Source organism: Arcticibacterium sp. SM2516 (assembly GCF_057914865.1).
This window is the reverse complement of the sequence record NZ_CP195290.1, coordinates 126,529-142,874: the sequence shown is the minus strand read 5'-3', so window position 1 is coordinate 142,874 and position 16,346 is coordinate 126,529. Positions and strand designations below refer to the sequence as shown.

The window sequence follows — 16,346 nt, the reverse complement described above, 5'->3', positions numbered from 1 at the left end:
TTCTAATTGAAACGCCATTTATATACATCGGCGGTTTAACTATTTATTCCCTTTATTCATTAACTGAGTTTTTATCACCATTTGAATTTCCCACATCTCTTTCATTGACACCGCTTTCCTGCTTAATTTTTCTAAGTCAACATATTTGGTCCAAAGGTATGGCGAAAAACTCATTGCTTTATCTGCTCCCATCGCCATAACTTCCTCTTCCCAATTCTTCCAGCGAAGCCCATTATAAAACTGGGCAATATCACCCGTAAAAGCCCAATAAATAAAATCTGAGTATTCAATTCCGAGCGACTCCCAAGCTATATTATCTGGAGAGAAATAAAATACCTTTCCTATACCTTCATCGCCAAACTGACCAACATTCAAAGCATAAAACCCACCTACGGCATCATCTGCTATTAAAATATAAGGCATTCCTTCACCATATTCATCAAACGATTTTCCTTTATTCCATTCGGGTAAACTTCTTTTAAGTTTTTCAGAACCTGAACCTAAAATTCTAATCCAGCCATTGTCCACCAATATTCCACCTGATTCGTAGACTACCGCAGCCATTAGCGAACTTGTGGTCATTTGTAATCGGTATAGAGCTGTATCTGCTTTGGTAGAGTCTCTTTCCAGAATTTCTACGTTATTTTTTGCTTTGCCAATCCACTCTTCCACTAATCGCCAACTAGACTCTTCTTGACTAGTCAGCTCTTCGAGCGATTTCATTTGGCTAAATGCAGTTTGACTTACTACAAAGAGAGCCAGGAACTTGAAGTATTTCATGTTTTTTATTTTATTGGCGTTAAAGTATACTATAAACTTATAAAATCACTTCATAAAAAACATACGAAGCTGTCTCGTATTTATCTGTTTCTCTACAAAATAGTTGAATGAGTAGAGTTTGGGGTTTTAGAAATTTGAGCTGTAGGAATTTCAGACTCTTTTTTCCTTAAAATCTTCAATAATCCTTCTTTTCACCTCCTGTGTATTGTTAAATTTCAGCTTTTCTGAACCACAAACTCCACAACTCCAGACCTGATATTTAAAGGGCCTTTTGAATTGGTATTTATTTTTCAATACTGGAATATTTAAACTCCCACATTCTTTACAATAACTTTTATCCCGTTTCTCTATAGGTATTTTCAAGTTTTCCATTTCGACAAAAAGCTTCATTTCCTTCAAAATAAACTCTTCTGAATTTTCCTTAGTTAATTCGGAGTTCCACCTTGTTGAGTAATCATAAATCAAACTATCCAAGTCCTCGTCAATTACATAAAATACCATGTATCTTTCGTCATATCCACTGGCCGAAACAATTTCCAACATTTTACTCAAAGCATAAGTAATGTCAATCTCTTTTCTAATTGCTCTATTGGTAATAGTTAAAGCATATTTGTTTATTAACTTTCCCTCATCTTTTTCAACTTCCAATTCTAAATCCTCTGTACATTTCCAAAAATACTCTTCACGCTCTTCAGTCGAATCATAGTCTAATCCTGCCAAGATATATAGGTTTTCCGTTTCAAAGCCCAACTCCATAGCAGCCACAGCCCAATCAACAAGCTTTTTACTATCAAAATCTGTTATTGCCCTTTCAGCAAAGATTTCAAATGTAAGCTCTTCAAGAATATTTCGATTAGTTCTTTCCATATACTTAAAGATCTAAAATCACTCCTCAAAAAACACCCTAAGCACCCTCGCATTTATGCCTTTTTCTTCAAAATAATTTAGCCAGTACAGCTGGCGGTTTGAGAGATTATCGGTGGGTGATTTAACTTCTACAAACTCATAGCCGTTTTCGTCCCAAACAAACAAATCTGGAAAACCTCTGGAGTTTTCTACGATGTCTTGACAGATATGTACCAATATCTCTTTGATGGGCTCTAAGCCGATGTATTGTGTGGCTATTCTGATGCTTTCCCACATTCCTTCCATCCATATCACAAAAGGATTGGCGATACCCTCATGGTCGGTAAATTTCCTTCCCATAAAAAGCAGCAGGCTTTCCATATCCTGAAAACTTTTTAAATGCTCATGAATATGTTCTTTTCGTTTGAGATAAAAATCGGGCAAATGTAAATCGGACGGGCGACGCTGAAAAGGATGGTGAAAAGCCACCAAACTTGGGTCAAAAATGATATCCCAAAAAACAAGGCCAAAAATACCTCGCCAAAGATGGTTTTCGGAGAATATGGCATATTTCCCTTCTGCCAAATAATGTTCTATGGTACCTAGCTCCACATTTCCTCTGTAAATGCTGTGAATGGTAATTCGTTCTGCTTCGTGAAGTTTTTCGGTGGTGAGTTTCTTCTTTCTGGTAGATTTGGTCAAAATCCTCCCAGAAAAATCCTTGGCAAAAAAGTGCTCGTCGGCATTTGTACTATTGGCTATCATGTCTTCACATAAAGCCAGAGCTTCCTCATTATGTTTGAGCTTTACCAAGCACCGCACACGTCTTTCTTTTGCCTGTGATAGTGCACACATTTTATAAACTTCTACCGCCAGCTCTTCTGCTTTTTGACGTTCTAAATGCCTGCCAACCTTGAGTGTCAGTCGCTCTAATGCTGGTTTAGCTATTTCGGAGAGGTCTTTAATACTATCTACCATGGTGTCAAACCAATCATAAAGAGCTTCGGGCGTTTCTTCCTTTTTGAGTTTTTCAAAAAGGTCCGTTTGGTCAGAAATCATCCATTTATCTTCCGCATCTTTTCGGGTTTCAAATCTGGCCACCAGTTTATCTTCATCATGAGAGAAATATTGAACAAAACCGAGGTCTCTGACCACAAACTCGGTCATGTCCATGTATCTATTCCCAAAGAAAAGAAACTTAAAGAAGGTAACTTCATACTCGAAGCCCATTTTAACCAAGGGATGCAAAACCGACAATTTTTCTACGACTTCTTCTGCCGGAATATGTTCTTTAACCCAGTCAGTTATTTCTATTTTGCTTTTCGAAGAATGACCCTTTTCCGTAACAAGTTTCAATACCTCTGCTTTGGTGCTAAGGTGCAATAAGTCTGAGAGGTAATCTATGTGTTTGACCGATAAATCTTCAATAAAACCTTTAGACAGAAGTTCTTCTAATGCCACAGGAATATCTTCCAGCTCGGCATAGTTTAGTTTGTTGGTTTTAAAGAAAAGGCCTTTTCTGTTGGTAAACCTTATATATAGGCACTGGGCATCTTCAGACAGGCCATAATACTTACGCAGAAAACGCCACTCCTTTTCTTCAAGGATATGCTTGTATTTGTCTTTGACGAAATCAAGTAGATAATTGAAATAGTCTAAGTAATACTTTGGGGGAAGTAATATATTTTCGTTTTCTGACACAGACGCAATTTATCCTTTTAGCATCTACAAACAAAGACCTAAAATACCGCCTGCCACTTTGATACAAATATTAGCAAGCGAGACGTTTCCTAGAATCTTCTTCTAGCACCTGAATATTCCATAGCCTCTCCTTTACCAAATCCATAACTAAGACCTAAAGCGATGAATCTACCTCTTTGTCTACTGCTATAAACGTAAAACGCTGGCTGAACTGTTTCCGATTTGCCAATTCTAGAGGCAAACACATCTCTAACACTTAAATTAACTACGCCTTTTCCTTTCAAGATCTTTTTTCTTATGCCAAAATCGGCATAGACTTGTTCGGAATCCTCGCCCTGTAAGGTTCTTACTTTTGAACGGTAGTTTCCGCTCACTTCAACATCAATATCTTTAGGCAAACCAATTTTAGCATTCAATCTTGTACTCCATTGGTTTGCACTGAAATCAAACAATACCGCTTCTAAAGAACCTTCTCTTTTAAACATGCTATAGTTGAAATCGCCATTAAATGTCAACCATTTCGCGGGAGAAAGCTTTCCGTTTATTTCTACACCGGTAGATTTATTAGTACCGATATTGGTTGGTTTGGTATAAGTTATGCCATCTTCAAAAGTCGAAATACGTTCCACCACATCATCGGTATGTCTATAATAAATGGCTCCGTTTAAAGACAGCTTATCTAATAAGTAGATGGCCGTCAACTCATACGAGTCTGTAAATTCTGGCAATAAATCGGGGTTACCCGTACGTACGTTAAAGTTGTTTCTGATGTTAAAGAATGGATTCAAATCCCATAAACGAGGTCTATATATTCTGCTGGAGTAACCCGCCTGAACAGAAAACTCTTTGGACACTTTATAAGTGGAATGTAAACTCGGGAAAAGATTATTGTATTTCTGAGTATTCGAAACATCTGTGGTCGCCAAATAGGTATTCAAGTCTGTATTTTCCATTCTTAAACCTAGTTTCATGCCCCACTTCTCCCCTTCATATGAACCAGTTGAGTAAACCGCAAACACCTTTTGATTGTATTCAAAAAGATTGGTTAATGCCGCATTTTCTACATAAGCACCATCTATCTGGTCGCTAACAGAATAATCGTTACTCACATCATTAATCACATATTGCGAGCCCAGCTCCAAAGTAAAAGCCTCTGAGAAAGGTCTTGTATAATCCACCTTAAAAAGATTCTCTGCTTCTTTGAAGTTCGTCCTGGTTTGTTGATCCGTTAAAGAACCTGTACCAAATGTATATGTATTACCAAACTGAGAAGACTGGTCTTTTCCAAAAAAGCTACCTACAGCAGAGGCCAGAAGTGTATGATCTTTATGGTCTTTAAAGTCTCTTTTGTATTGGAAATCGTATTGATATTTTGGGTTATTAGCCTCGGTAACTTCTTCTCTGTACCATTCTGATACTACTTGATTTTGGGCATTCAACAAGCTAAAATCTGTTTTAGAGGGTCCGTCTTCTATTTCATAAGCAAAGTTTCCTGAAAGCGTAAAAACATTATAATCGTTCAGATGGTAGTCTGTACCTAAAATGAAGTTATAAAAAGTCTCGTTTCTGTATTCTGTACCTGCACTATTAATGATTTGATTGGTGACTAAGTCTTGGTTAATGTTTTCCATCTTGTTTGGTAAAGACCTATACCCTGCTCCAAGCTGCGAGAACAAATTGAATTTCTCTGTTCTTCGGTTTAAACTTATACCTATGCTATGGCTATCTGGAATACCTGTATTTAAGGAAACCGAGCCATTAAAACCCTTTCTTTCGTCTTTTTTAATGATGATATTGATAATACCACTCGTTCCTTCTGCATCATATTTTGCCGAAGGATTAGTAATGACCTCAATTTTCTCAATCATATCTGCGGTAATGGTACCCAGTGCATTTCCTTCACCTGAAGCCATCACAGAAGGTTTACCGTTGATAAGAATTTGAACACCTGCACTACCTCTTAGGGTAATTTGACCTTCTATGCTGACATTTACGGAAGGCACATTATTCAATATTTCTAAAGCACTGGCTCCAGTGGTAGATAAATCTTTTCCTACATTAAATACACGCTTATCTAATTGAAACTCCGTCTGAGATTTTTCTGCTCTTATCACCACTTCTTCTAACATGGTATTATTCTCTTCCAACTTCAATTTTCCGAGATTCATAACACCATCTATGGCTTTTAATTCTTTTACCATGAGATTATTATAACCAATAGAACTCACCTCCACGATAAAGTTCTTGGCATTGGTTTCAATCTCAAAAGCTCCAGAAATACTAGCGGTAGTTCCAGTAATTGGCTTTTTAGTCGTTTTATCTAAAAGTGCTATGGAAGCAAACTCAATTGCTAAGCCAGTTTGTCCATTTATCACCTCACCTTTCACTACAAGTCCAATCGCATCTTGTGCCAATGATATGGTAACAAAAGTGCATAAACATGACACTACAAGAACTGCTTTCAATAAGGACTTCATGATAAAAAAGTTTTTTTGACCGCCCGAGCGGAAGGAATGCTTTATAAATTTCATATTTACAAAGAAACCATTTTCAAGAATGGAAAGTCGGTCTAATCGGCGAATACTAGCAAGTAAACGACAGATACTGTTGATTTTGGATTAATTCGGAGTCCTTAGCCCTTAATTCTGAGAAAAAATGAGATACTTAAAGGGTAAAGGAAAGTCCATCGTAGGCCAGAGCCATTCCTTTGGGAAGCTCTTTATTAACCTCCTCATGCAGACCCATTTTATGGGAAATATGGGTAAAATAGGTTTGTTCAGCACCTACTTCTTTTGCTATTTCTATCGCTTGTTCTAAAGTAAAGTGAGAAATGTGTGGGGTTCTTTGAAGTGCATCCAGCACTAATATTTTTGAGCCTTTGGCTTTTTCCAATTCCTCTTTTGAAATAAAATTGGCATCGGTGATATAGGTAAAGTCTTTTATTCTAAAGCCAAAAACTGGTAATTTGTGATGCATCACTTCTATGGGTGTAACCTTCAGACCTTCTATAAAGAATGGTTTGTTTTCAATAACATTGGTATGAATTAAGGGCACTCCTGGATAAGATTCTTCCAAGAAAGCATAATGAAACTCTCTTTTTAGTTGCTCCAAAACGGAGAGTCTACCATATATATTAAGGTACTTCTTTCCGCTGATGTAATTGAAAGGCCTAACATCATCTAAACCCGCAGTGTGGTCCTTGTGTTCATGGGTAAATATAAGGGCATCTAGTTTTTCCAAACCCAGCGGCATAAGCTGTTGCCTAAAATCTGGACCTGAATCTATAACTACATCTAAATCATCGGTTTGTACCAACACAGATACACGTAACCGCTTATCCTTACCGTAGGTGGATTTGCAAACAACACAGCCACAAGTAAGTACTGGCACGCCTGATGAAGTACCAGTACCCAAAATTGTGATGGTCATAGTTAAAACAGCTTAATCTTCTGTTAGATCTTTAACTACTTTTACTAACCTATCAAAATTTAATGGTTTCATTAATACTTCGTTAAAACCAGCCTCTTTATACTCATCTTCCGTAAAGTTTCTTGCGTTTCCGGTAATGGCCACTACAGGAAGTTTCGCTGTTGCTTCATTTCCTCTGATAGCTTGAACGCATTCAATACCATCCATTACAGGCATATTGATGTCCAATAATACGATATCAAAATGTTCATTATCAAGTAACTGAATAACTTGCTCACCATTTTTCACAACAGTGATTTTGAAATTTTGGAATTCAAGAATTTTTCTTGCTAGGTTTTGGATTACTGAAGAGTCCTCAGCTATTAGAACATTTTTCGTTACAGACATATTTTTATTAAAGATTTCGCTTGAACTTGAGTTGTAAATATAGAACAGAAGTGGTTTACTTCATTTCTAATACAAGGATTTTTATAGAAAGTTCCTCACTATTTATAGTTTTTCGCCCAATCCACGCTTTTAAGTATGTTTGTATCATGAGTATTTATCCTCAGAAGGCTTAATATTTATAGTACAGAAACATGAATTTAGACCGAGATAAATTACGAAGACTTTCTGATAAATTGAAAAAAATATAATAACCTAGATTGCTACATTCCATTTCTTGAGCATCAAGATTTAAGATAATGTTCGGTATTCTTCCTAGCGTTTTCTATTTTTGCACCTCCATTTTAAAAGCGGAAAATGATAATAAAAACAAAGAAATTTGCCTTAGATAAGAAGAAGTATATCAATATTGCTTTCACACGCCAAATTAAAAAAAGCTGGATGTGGCTATTGATTCCTTTAGCGGTCATGATTTTAGGACTGGGTCTCCATTTTTCTGGAGTCTATAAAAACTGGTGGATTCTTGTCACCGCCATTGTTGGAGGGCTTTTGTATGTTGCTTTTTGGTATATACAATTTTATGCTGCCACTCAAATGGAGCAGAATGCCCAAATGTTTGATAAGTTTGCCTATGAGATAGATAGCAGGCAAATAATGATAAAAATGAACAAGAAAGAGGGTGGTATTATTAAATGGGACACCATTCAATCTGCTGAAAGACTGGATGACGCCAGCTTCATATTGAATATAGCTCGTGGTCAGTTTCTACATTTTCCGAAAAATGTATTCAACAGCGAACACGACATGAAACTTATGGACAATATTTTAAGACGTAAAGGTCTTTTAGATTAAGAAAATAAATAGATGAGAGGGAATGACTGCAAAGTCATTCTTTTTTTTTGTTACATGTCCACCAAATAATCAACCATTGACATTTCTATGGCATTTTGAGCTGACATACCTTCTTTGAGATAAAACAAACAGGATTTTAAAAACTCGAGTTCTTCCTCTTTAGAGAAAACATCCTTACTCATTTCCATTACCTGCTCGATGTATTCGGCATCAACAAAAGTTTTTATTCTCATTTTTCAAGTATTCAAGATTCGTGTAATTTACTACAAAAAAAGTGCCAGAATAGTACAAATAGTTTCTTAATTTAAAAACAGCCTAAAGGACTACTTAAGGAGCCTTTTACGAACATTTAACGCATTAAATGGGCATTTTGGCATGATTTTATTTTCACCCACTCAAGACTATACGAAACCTTTAATTCTTGAAATAGTACAAATAACCAAGACATCGAATCTAACAAAAAAAATATACTAAGCTCTTTATAAGCAATGAAATACAAGAGAAAACTCCTCATTTAAAAACCACTAAAAATGAAATTCATACCTCCAATAGATTCCTAGAGATAGGAAGAATGACTTTTCATGTAGCTATTCCAAAATACTCAAGTCGGCATTAATAAATAATTCTAAAATGAAATTTATAATCTGCTATTATCGGTACTCTTTTTGTTAGATATGTTCCATATACGTAAACAAATATTTACCCTATTTTAATTAAAACCTCCGAGCGAATTATTCAAATGGGATTTGATAAAAGTGACTTCTTTAGCATTTAAAATGAATAAGAGAAACGTTGACTCCCTGACTAAAAGTCGTGTTTTTAATTAAAAATTATCCATCAAACTTTAAAAACTACTAAACAGCAGAATTATGGAAACAATGATCATCGAGGGAGACTTCATCAACGAAAAAGCTCTTGAATGGAAAAAAGTATTGAACAAATCTGTAAGCAGAACGCAATTTTTACATATTGATGTGAGCAACACAAAAGCTGCCGACTTGGTAGCCGTAAATGCTATAGCCACTACCTATAAATTGCTTCAAGATAATAATGGCAGAATGACTTTGAAAATTAATAAAGACAGCTCTATTTATAACCTTCTGAATCTAACCAAGTTTTTAGAGTTGATTCCAAAGTCTATTAGTACCATTTAGAATTCAACGCTCCGCCTTAAGGGTCAAACCAAACCGTGACAAGGATATTAGACCTTGCAACATGATTTTAAACTAGTACAGATGACCATCGGGAGGTTCTCAGCTACCATAGTCACCGTTTGTATAATACATTGATTCTGCCAAGAGATCTGTTTAATAAATAAGAATTCACCCTGTCCGTAAATCTGAACAAAAAAAATGCACACCTGAGGTGTGCATAGTTCACTCAATAAACCGTAATTCTAGGCTAATATTTTCTGAAAATGCAGGTAATACCAATCCACCATGTCTTCCATAGGCAAGAAAGATGCCGCCAAATAATTTCTTTTCGCTAGATAAAAACGATACTCGTTATTTTCTAATACTTTCTGAATACTGTCCGCCAAACTTTTCACGGAGTTGGGTTCATAAAAATCGGCAGAATAACCTTCTCCATCCATCCATGTAGCTAAACTGCCCGGCTTCGGTATCACTAATGCTTTACCATAACTAGCGGCCTGATTAAGCAAATCAGAACATCCTCCATTGGCATACCGATATGGGAAAACGCATAGTGCAGACCTTCTTAAAAGAATAGGCAAATCTATTAAACTGGTAAATTTAAGCTGCCGAACCGTTCTATATTTTTCTAATATGCCACCCAAATAACCAGACATACTTGTTTCATCGCTTCCCGCGATCACAATTTCTATTTCTAAGGTAGTTCTAGATCTAATTAGAGCCACGGCCTCTATAATCTCCTCTAATTTTTTATAGCCGCCATTTTCACCAGAACTGCTCATTTCTCCAAAAACCAGCACCTGTAATGCTCCTTCTGGTAAATCAAAAGCTGGTTTAGTGGAAACATCAAAGCTTCCGTATGGAATTAACGCTACGTTCTTGGCTTTATATTTCTTTTCCAAAAGCTCTACATACTTAGAAGTAGTAATACCTAAAACATTAGCAGATAACATAAAACGTGTTAGTAGGCTCTTAAAAATACCATTAACAGTCTCTTTTAGTCCTTTATTAGCATATACTTCAGGAACTCCTCCATGGAGAATCACCATCGTGGGTATACCACTAATTCTGGTTAAAAACGGCGTTAACATACTCACCGCAACGGCCAATTTCCTATCCCCAAATGAGCGTAAGTGTAAATTAAATAAGACCACATCTGCACCGGAAGCTTTAGCCGCCTTTAATATTTTATAAGGATTAGTCAACCCGTTAAAATCCCAAATTTGATAATTTTCAATGGGCACTGGCTGACTTACAAAGTTAATTTCCTGTTTACTTGGAAGCCTATCGGAAAGCAAAATGACCTTTTCGTAATCGAGCGACTTTTTCCTAAAATGATTTATAAGATGATATCCATATTCGCTGGGGTTATGTTCACTTGGAGGATAACTTGAAACTATGGCTATTTTAAGCTTCTTCTTCTTCATCTTACTTCTTCTTTAATCATGCGGATATTAGTCACTAATATGCATAAACGTTTTTTTCTTTTCATGGCTTGCCTCAGAATGACCTTTCTCTTTAAATAGCCCTTTCATCTACAATGAGACACAAGAAGCCCAGAAAAGTCCTTCAACACCATTAAGAATACCTTATTACCTCAAGAACTAATAGGTGCTATCCGTATTCCTAAAAAATTGAAAACGATTATATTCTAAAAAGATGCTTGGTTAGATATATCCCGACTCTTTTTATAGCTTAAATTCCAATTTGGGTGACTTAAAGAATAAAGCAATTTCCTTGCCTAACTGCCTTACTCAGGAGAAAATCCTTTGACAAAAAAACGTAACCTTACCCAATGTATTACAACCCATTGGGTTTCAAAACTTTGACGTTTCCTTGTCAAGCACATTAATTTTTCTACCATTATGCTAGCTTAAACCCAACGTATGGATTGGAGAATCTTAAGGGGTGTTTTAAGGTTAACGGAGAAGAAAAAAATGGTCTTCGAATCATAATTCACAAAGCCCATAGACCATTCTTCTTTATAATATACCGCAATACAGGCCTGTTTACAGCTTCACCAATTTTCTATATGCATCTCCTTTATCTGTTGCTACTTTGATAATGTAAACACCAGCATTAAAATGACCAATGCTAATGATGTCCTTGTCTGTTTTCAAAACAGACTTACCTTTGATATTGCGTATTTCTGCCGATAAAAAACGGCTTCCAGAAGGCACACCAATTTTAAGCTCGTCCTGAGTAGGATTAGGAAAGACCAAAAGGTCAGACAGGGCGTTTGGCTCTGTCCCTAAAACACCTTGCAGCCTTGCCTCCACTTCGTTTGAAAACGAACTTAAGCAACCATCAGGGGTAGCCGCCTTCACACTATAAGTTCCGTTTCTATCTATTACAATAGCACTGTTTGCTGTTTGCCCACCCAGCGGATTACCATTTACATACCATTGATACATACTGGAGTTAGAAGCAAAAACTTTCTCTCCATCCGTAGTAATAGACGGAGCTTGAGGTTTTAAACAAAAGCTTTGTTCTACACTGGTTGATGCAAAATCATTCCCTCCTACCTGATAGGCCTGAACGGTCACCAAACCTGGCGTATTTCCTAAAACTATACGGCTGCCACTGATACTGGCATCGCCAGAAATAACACTAAAAAGAACCGTTAAACCTGAACTTGCCACTGCCTTTAGTGTAAGAGAAGCTCCGGCATTTTGCTCCGATACCTTATCAAACTGAATGGTTTGAGCTTCTTTTGATGGCAACTTTCGCTGTCCTTGAGCGTAATATACCACCCATTTATCTTGTCCTTCCCCAAAAATCCGCGTACCTCTTGACGCATTTGTGGAAATTCTATCTGCATTTAAAGGAATGGTTTTAACCACTTCGCCCACAGCTTCTTCTGCCGTGTAAGCCAATAACCTGTCGTCAATGGAATAGTCTGGGTAACCTATCGCATTGTTTTCAATCATTAAATTAAGATCTCCTGAATTAAGGTTAACACCCAAAATATAGAACTTCTCTTCGATAGCATCTAGGTAGTCGAAAGCAAGGATATTAGGGTTTGTTTTTGACAGAGCTGGATTTCCAATATTGTCTCCTTCATCTAAATCGGTAAAAATCTTTTCAATATCGCCGTTAGCAAAATTATTAGTATTCACATCCCAGGCTCTTAACAAACCCACATCCCAATATTCTAGATCTCCAAACAAACTACTCACCCTGTTAAAAGCATCGTAAACAATGTATTCTCCGGAATAATCCCATTCAAAGGCATCAGCATAAAGCACCTCGCCAGTGGAAACACCCTGTGTATAGGTAGGGTTATAAAGTTTAAAGCTTGCCTGTTGGTCGGTTTCTAAATTTATCACGTAAATTTTTCCATCCTCAGAGGATGTAAGAGCCGCCAGAAGTTTACCATTTTTAGAAATAGCCACATTTGACCATGCTTTATTGCTGGTAAGAACCTGGGCACTGGTTGGGTTTTTCGTTAAGTCTACATTATAGATATTACCATCACTGCCCACAAAATACATATCGGTTCCATCATCCGTAACACTCGGTTTATTTTTACAACCCTTGCCCTCTGCAATAAGGTCATACACACCCGAAACCCCTCGATAAAGGCTTTTTCCTGCTGGCTCATAAACTATTAATGACTCTGTCCCTGGATTTACTTCAATAGTTTCTTCTTCTGTATCTGGTATTTGCTGGCCTGTTCCTGGTGCGGCAATTCCCACGGCATCAAACGCAGCAGTGGCTGCCGCCGACTCTTGCCCTTCTCCAAATAAATCTTTCGCCGATTGAATAACAGCTAACCTCAAATCCACAAACTGAGAAGTTCTGGTCATGTAATTGGTAAGCGTATGATAATAAACCTTTTCCGCTTTGTCCTTATTCATTCCTACTCCTGTAGCAAATAAATAAAAGGCATGATTTGGGATACCAGAGTTAATATGCACCCCACCATTATCTTCGCTAGGTACATCTCTGAGATAAACATACTGGCTCATATTCATTGGCTGATAGCCTGGGTCTCTTTTTCCACCCTGATTAGGGTTTTCTAAACTTCTTAAAGCACCAGAAGGGAAAACACTAATTTTCACCACATCCTCTCCCAGCGTCCAGTCATCTCTGTCTATCAGTGCCCCAAATGCATCCGCAAAAGACTCGTTTAATGCTCCAGATTGATTTCTATACTCCAGTCTGGCAGTGTTTTCTATAACGCCGTGTGTCATTTCATGCCCAGCTACATCCAAAGCTCCGGCCAATGGCTTAAATCCACTAGCTCCATTTCCGTAACCCATAAACTCACCATTCCAATAAGCATTATCCATGCCTTTTCCATCTTCATCTGTGATATTTATAACCGAAATAATATTCCCCCCTTTAGCATTAAGAGAGTTTCTATTAAACTTTTCCTTATAAAAATCGTAACAGATAGAAGCATTATGATGTGCAGAAACAGCGGTAGGATTCCACGTCAAACCATCATTAGAAGTCACATGAGATAATTCCATATCACCAGCAATACTGGAATTATTGGCATCAATAGTCCATATAGTTCCAACCGGAGCATTTGGCAATTTTGATTGACTTTGATTAAACATGGGTTTAGCTGCGTCAATCAGGAAGTAAGTATTGTTATTTTCAACAATATGGAAGCTCCTACTCATACCGTTTAAGTCTTTGGCTGTTGTTTTAAAAACACCATCCAAAGTACAAGTGTGATTATACTTATCTAAAATCTCCCCCGTTTGAGCATTCATAAACACCACCCATCTTTCCAAAAAATTCGGCTTTAAAGTAAGTTCATAAGCAAGCACCGGAACATCTTTCTGATGATAAATAATGAGTTCTGCCTTATCTTCAACCATAGTCAGCAAGCTTCCTTGCAATCCACTTTTTTGAACAATTGAGGTTTTTCCTATTTCCTTTAAACCCAATGCTATGGCATTACTTTCTGTAAGATTAGCCTCCAATTTCAAGTTTTCTGGCGTTGGATAGGCTCTTCCGTTAAGGCTGTTAATTCTATCCGAATTACCATGTAAAACAACCTCTGCCCCATAAATTTTAACACCTCCAAATTCCTGTTGAAATTTTGAATGTCTTAAACCCTTGGCGTCTGTATCAGAAGATATGGGTACAAACTCAGTTTCTGGGTTCTTAATTTTCAGTTGATTTTTTATCATTCCCAAAAACTCCGATTCTAGAGCCTTTGTAGATTTCCTTGCATTATTATCTTTCCCTAAAATCGTTTTGTTTTCAATAAATATGATGGCTCCGCTTTCCGCATCTTTATAGGTCTTAAAGTCCATAGATTCATGAAGTTGAACACCCATTTTCTTAGATGATTGCCTCAGATTTTGGGTAGAAGCGTTTCTACCATCTATTTCTATATACGCCCTATCTAATTGAGCAGGAACTTTGCTCTTTTGCTTCTTTGAATCGAATCCTGACTGTGCAAAAGAATTAGATATACAAAATACTATCAAACCAATATGTATAATATTTTTCATATTTTCAGAACTTACTGAAATTTTCAATTCAGTAATTTTAAGGGGTTTATATAAGATGCTTTCAAAGATAATTAAAAAAGTCCGTGGGCATTCTAAAAAAACTGCAAAGAGATCTCAAACAAATCAATTTCTAAAAGGCACATAGTACAATAAAACAGGGTTAATCGAGTTAAAATACTTTAAAAAGTGCAAATTTTTGTAAGTTTGTCTCAGACCTATTTTGTTCTTAGAAAATAGTTTTCAAACCTCTTTCAAAACCATCTCATCAAAAAAACCATGCCTACTACACATGAAAAGAGTTTAGCTACCAAACAGAAAGCCCTCAAACTAAACCTTGATAAGAGAATCTATGGATCGTTTGCGGAGATTGGAGCTGGACAGGAAGTAGCGGCACAGTTTTTCAAATCTGGCGGTGCCAGTGGCACAGTTGCTAAAACCATGTCTGCCTATGACATGACCTTCTCTGATGCTATTTATGGTGAAGTAAAAACCAAAAGGTACGTAAGTCAAGAGCGTCTTTTAAGTATGCTAGACCATGAGTATGACCTTATGGTAGAGAGATTGAGCGAAAAAAGAGGAGAAAACACACAGTTTTTTGCCTTCTCAGACACCGTAGTGGCTTTGAATTATCACAAAAACAACACCGCACATGGCTGGGTAGGCTGCAGATTCCAGACAAAACCGGGCTCTGAGTATAACGATGTGGTCATACACATCACCATGCACGATAATGACAATTTGCTTCAGCAGCAGGCACTAGGCATTATAGGCGTTAATCTTATCTATGGTTGTTTTTATTATTACGAAAACCCAGAGGTTTTGCTGCTTTCTCTTATGGATAATCTGGACAGAGAACGTATCCAAATTGACATGATAAGGTTTGACGGACCAGACTTCAAAGGAGTGGACAGCAGATTGATGAGTTTGCATTTAGTGAAGTATGGATTTTCTGACGTGGCTTTATTTGGCTCAGACGGAAATATTATTCAGCCAGACGAATGTCTTTATAAAAAGCACATTGTAGTACTAAGAGGACGTTTCAGACCCGTAATTAATGTACATTTAGATATGCTTGATAATGGTGTTAAACAATATCTTCGAGAATCAGACGTAGATAAAGAGAATGTACTTGTGGTTAATGAGCTCACCCTCCAATCTCTCCAAGAAGGGCAAGACGGTGAACTTATTGACGAAAAGGATTTTTTAGACAGAGTAGATATACTTTGCTCTCTTGGACAAACCGTAATGATCACTAATTATCATGAATATTATAAACTGGTTTCTTATTTATCAAAAATCACTCAACACAAAATTGGGCTTATCATTGGATACCCTAATTTGGAATATATTTTTGAAGGAGAACACTATACAAACCTGCCAGGTGGTATCTTGGAGTCCTTTGCAACGCTCTTTGGACGAAATGTAAAACTTTACGTTTATCCTACCAGAAGGAACAATTCCATACTTAACTGTATGAAATTTAATCCGACCATGGAACTTATAGACTTATATAGGTATTTAATTGCCAACCATAAGATTGAAGACATATATCACTATAACCCAAAAAATTTAGACGTACAGACCGACAACATGTTGGAGCTTATCAAAAAAGGCGAAGAAGGATGGGAAGAAAATGTTCCTCATGAAGTAGCAGAAATGATTAAGACAAGATGTTTATTCGGATTTCCGTGCGTTGTTTTTCCTAAAAAAGAAGAAGTATAAT

At 36.9% G+C, this 16,346-nt stretch carries 12 protein-coding genes; 3 read left to right on the top strand and 9 right to left on the bottom strand.

The features are described 5' to 3' along the window. Window positions 1-39 precede the first annotated feature (39 nt). From ACSBFT_RS00625 to ACSBFT_RS00600, 6 genes are all read right to left on the bottom strand, one after another. On the bottom strand, window positions 40-780 hold the full coding sequence (locus tag ACSBFT_RS00625) for a DUF2625 domain-containing protein (protein ID WP_489602857.1): 741 nt from the start codon (window positions 778-780) through the stop codon (window positions 40-42). Between the two features lie 150 nt (window positions 781-930). Continuing rightward, the gene (locus ACSBFT_RS00620) at window positions 931-1,647 is read right to left on the bottom strand and encodes a hypothetical protein (protein WP_489602856.1); all 717 of its coding nucleotides are present in this window, start codon (window positions 1,645-1,647) and stop codon (window positions 931-933) included. 18 nt (window positions 1,648-1,665) lie between these two features. After that, on the bottom strand, window positions 1,666-3,327 hold the full coding sequence (locus ACSBFT_RS00615) for a VRR-NUC domain-containing protein (protein ID WP_489602854.1): 1,662 nt from the start codon (window positions 3,325-3,327) through the stop codon (window positions 1,666-1,668). Window positions 3,328-3,416: 89 nt separating this feature from the next. Beyond that, window positions 3,417-5,804 (bottom strand): TonB-dependent receptor, encoded by a 2,388-nt coding sequence (locus tag ACSBFT_RS00610; protein ID WP_489602852.1) that lies wholly within the window; start codon window positions 5,802-5,804, stop codon window positions 3,417-3,419. A gap of 187 nt (window positions 5,805-5,991) precedes the next feature. Continuing rightward, the gene (locus tag ACSBFT_RS00605; RefSeq protein ID WP_489602850.1) at window positions 5,992-6,756 is read right to left on the bottom strand and encodes an MBL fold metallo-hydrolase; all 765 of its coding nucleotides are present in this window, start codon (window positions 6,754-6,756) and stop codon (window positions 5,992-5,994) included. Between the two features lie 12 nt (window positions 6,757-6,768). Continuing rightward, window positions 6,769-7,143: a response regulator gene (locus ACSBFT_RS00600; protein WP_463044795.1), complete on the bottom strand. Its 375-nt coding sequence runs from the start codon at window positions 7,141-7,143 to the stop codon at window positions 6,769-6,771. 354 nt (window positions 7,144-7,497) lie between these two features. On the opposite strand from ACSBFT_RS00600, the gene ACSBFT_RS00595 reads away from it, so the two are divergent. Then, window positions 7,498-7,992 carry a YcxB family protein gene (locus ACSBFT_RS00595; protein ID WP_463044794.1) on the top strand — a complete coding sequence of 165 codons (495 nt, stop codon included), beginning with the start codon at window positions 7,498-7,500 and terminating at the stop codon, window positions 7,990-7,992. Window positions 7,993-8,042: 50 nt separating this feature from the next. Here the strand turns inward: ACSBFT_RS00595 and ACSBFT_RS00590 are convergent, their stop codons facing one another. Then, window positions 8,043-8,225 (bottom strand): hypothetical protein, encoded by a 183-nt coding sequence (locus ACSBFT_RS00590; protein WP_463044793.1) that lies wholly within the window; start codon window positions 8,223-8,225, stop codon window positions 8,043-8,045. Between the two features lie 636 nt (window positions 8,226-8,861). Between ACSBFT_RS00590 and ACSBFT_RS00585 the strand changes: the two genes are divergently transcribed. Continuing rightward, the gene (locus ACSBFT_RS00585) at window positions 8,862-9,146 is read left to right on the top strand and encodes a hypothetical protein (RefSeq protein ID WP_463044792.1); all 285 of its coding nucleotides are present in this window, start codon (window positions 8,862-8,864) and stop codon (window positions 9,144-9,146) included. Window positions 9,147-9,388: 242 nt separating this feature from the next. Here ACSBFT_RS00585 and ACSBFT_RS00580 read toward each other — a convergent pair whose 3' ends face one another. Further along, window positions 9,389-10,573 carry a glycosyltransferase gene (locus tag ACSBFT_RS00580; protein WP_489602849.1) on the bottom strand — a complete coding sequence of 395 codons (1,185 nt, stop codon included), beginning with the start codon at window positions 10,571-10,573 and terminating at the stop codon, window positions 9,389-9,391. Window positions 10,574-11,155: 582 nt separating this feature from the next. Continuing rightward, the gene (locus ACSBFT_RS00575) at window positions 11,156-14,623 is read right to left on the bottom strand and encodes a M4 family metallopeptidase (RefSeq protein ID WP_489602848.1); all 3,468 of its coding nucleotides are present in this window, start codon (window positions 14,621-14,623) and stop codon (window positions 11,156-11,158) included. A 276-nt stretch (window positions 14,624-14,899) separates the two neighbouring features. On the opposite strand from ACSBFT_RS00575, the gene ACSBFT_RS00570 reads away from it, so the two are divergent. Beyond that, window positions 14,900-16,345, top strand: coding sequence for a TonB-dependent receptor (locus ACSBFT_RS00570; protein WP_463044789.1), 1,446 nt, complete (start codon window positions 14,900-14,902; stop codon window positions 16,343-16,345). The last annotated feature ends 1 nt before the right edge of the window (window position 16,346 follow it).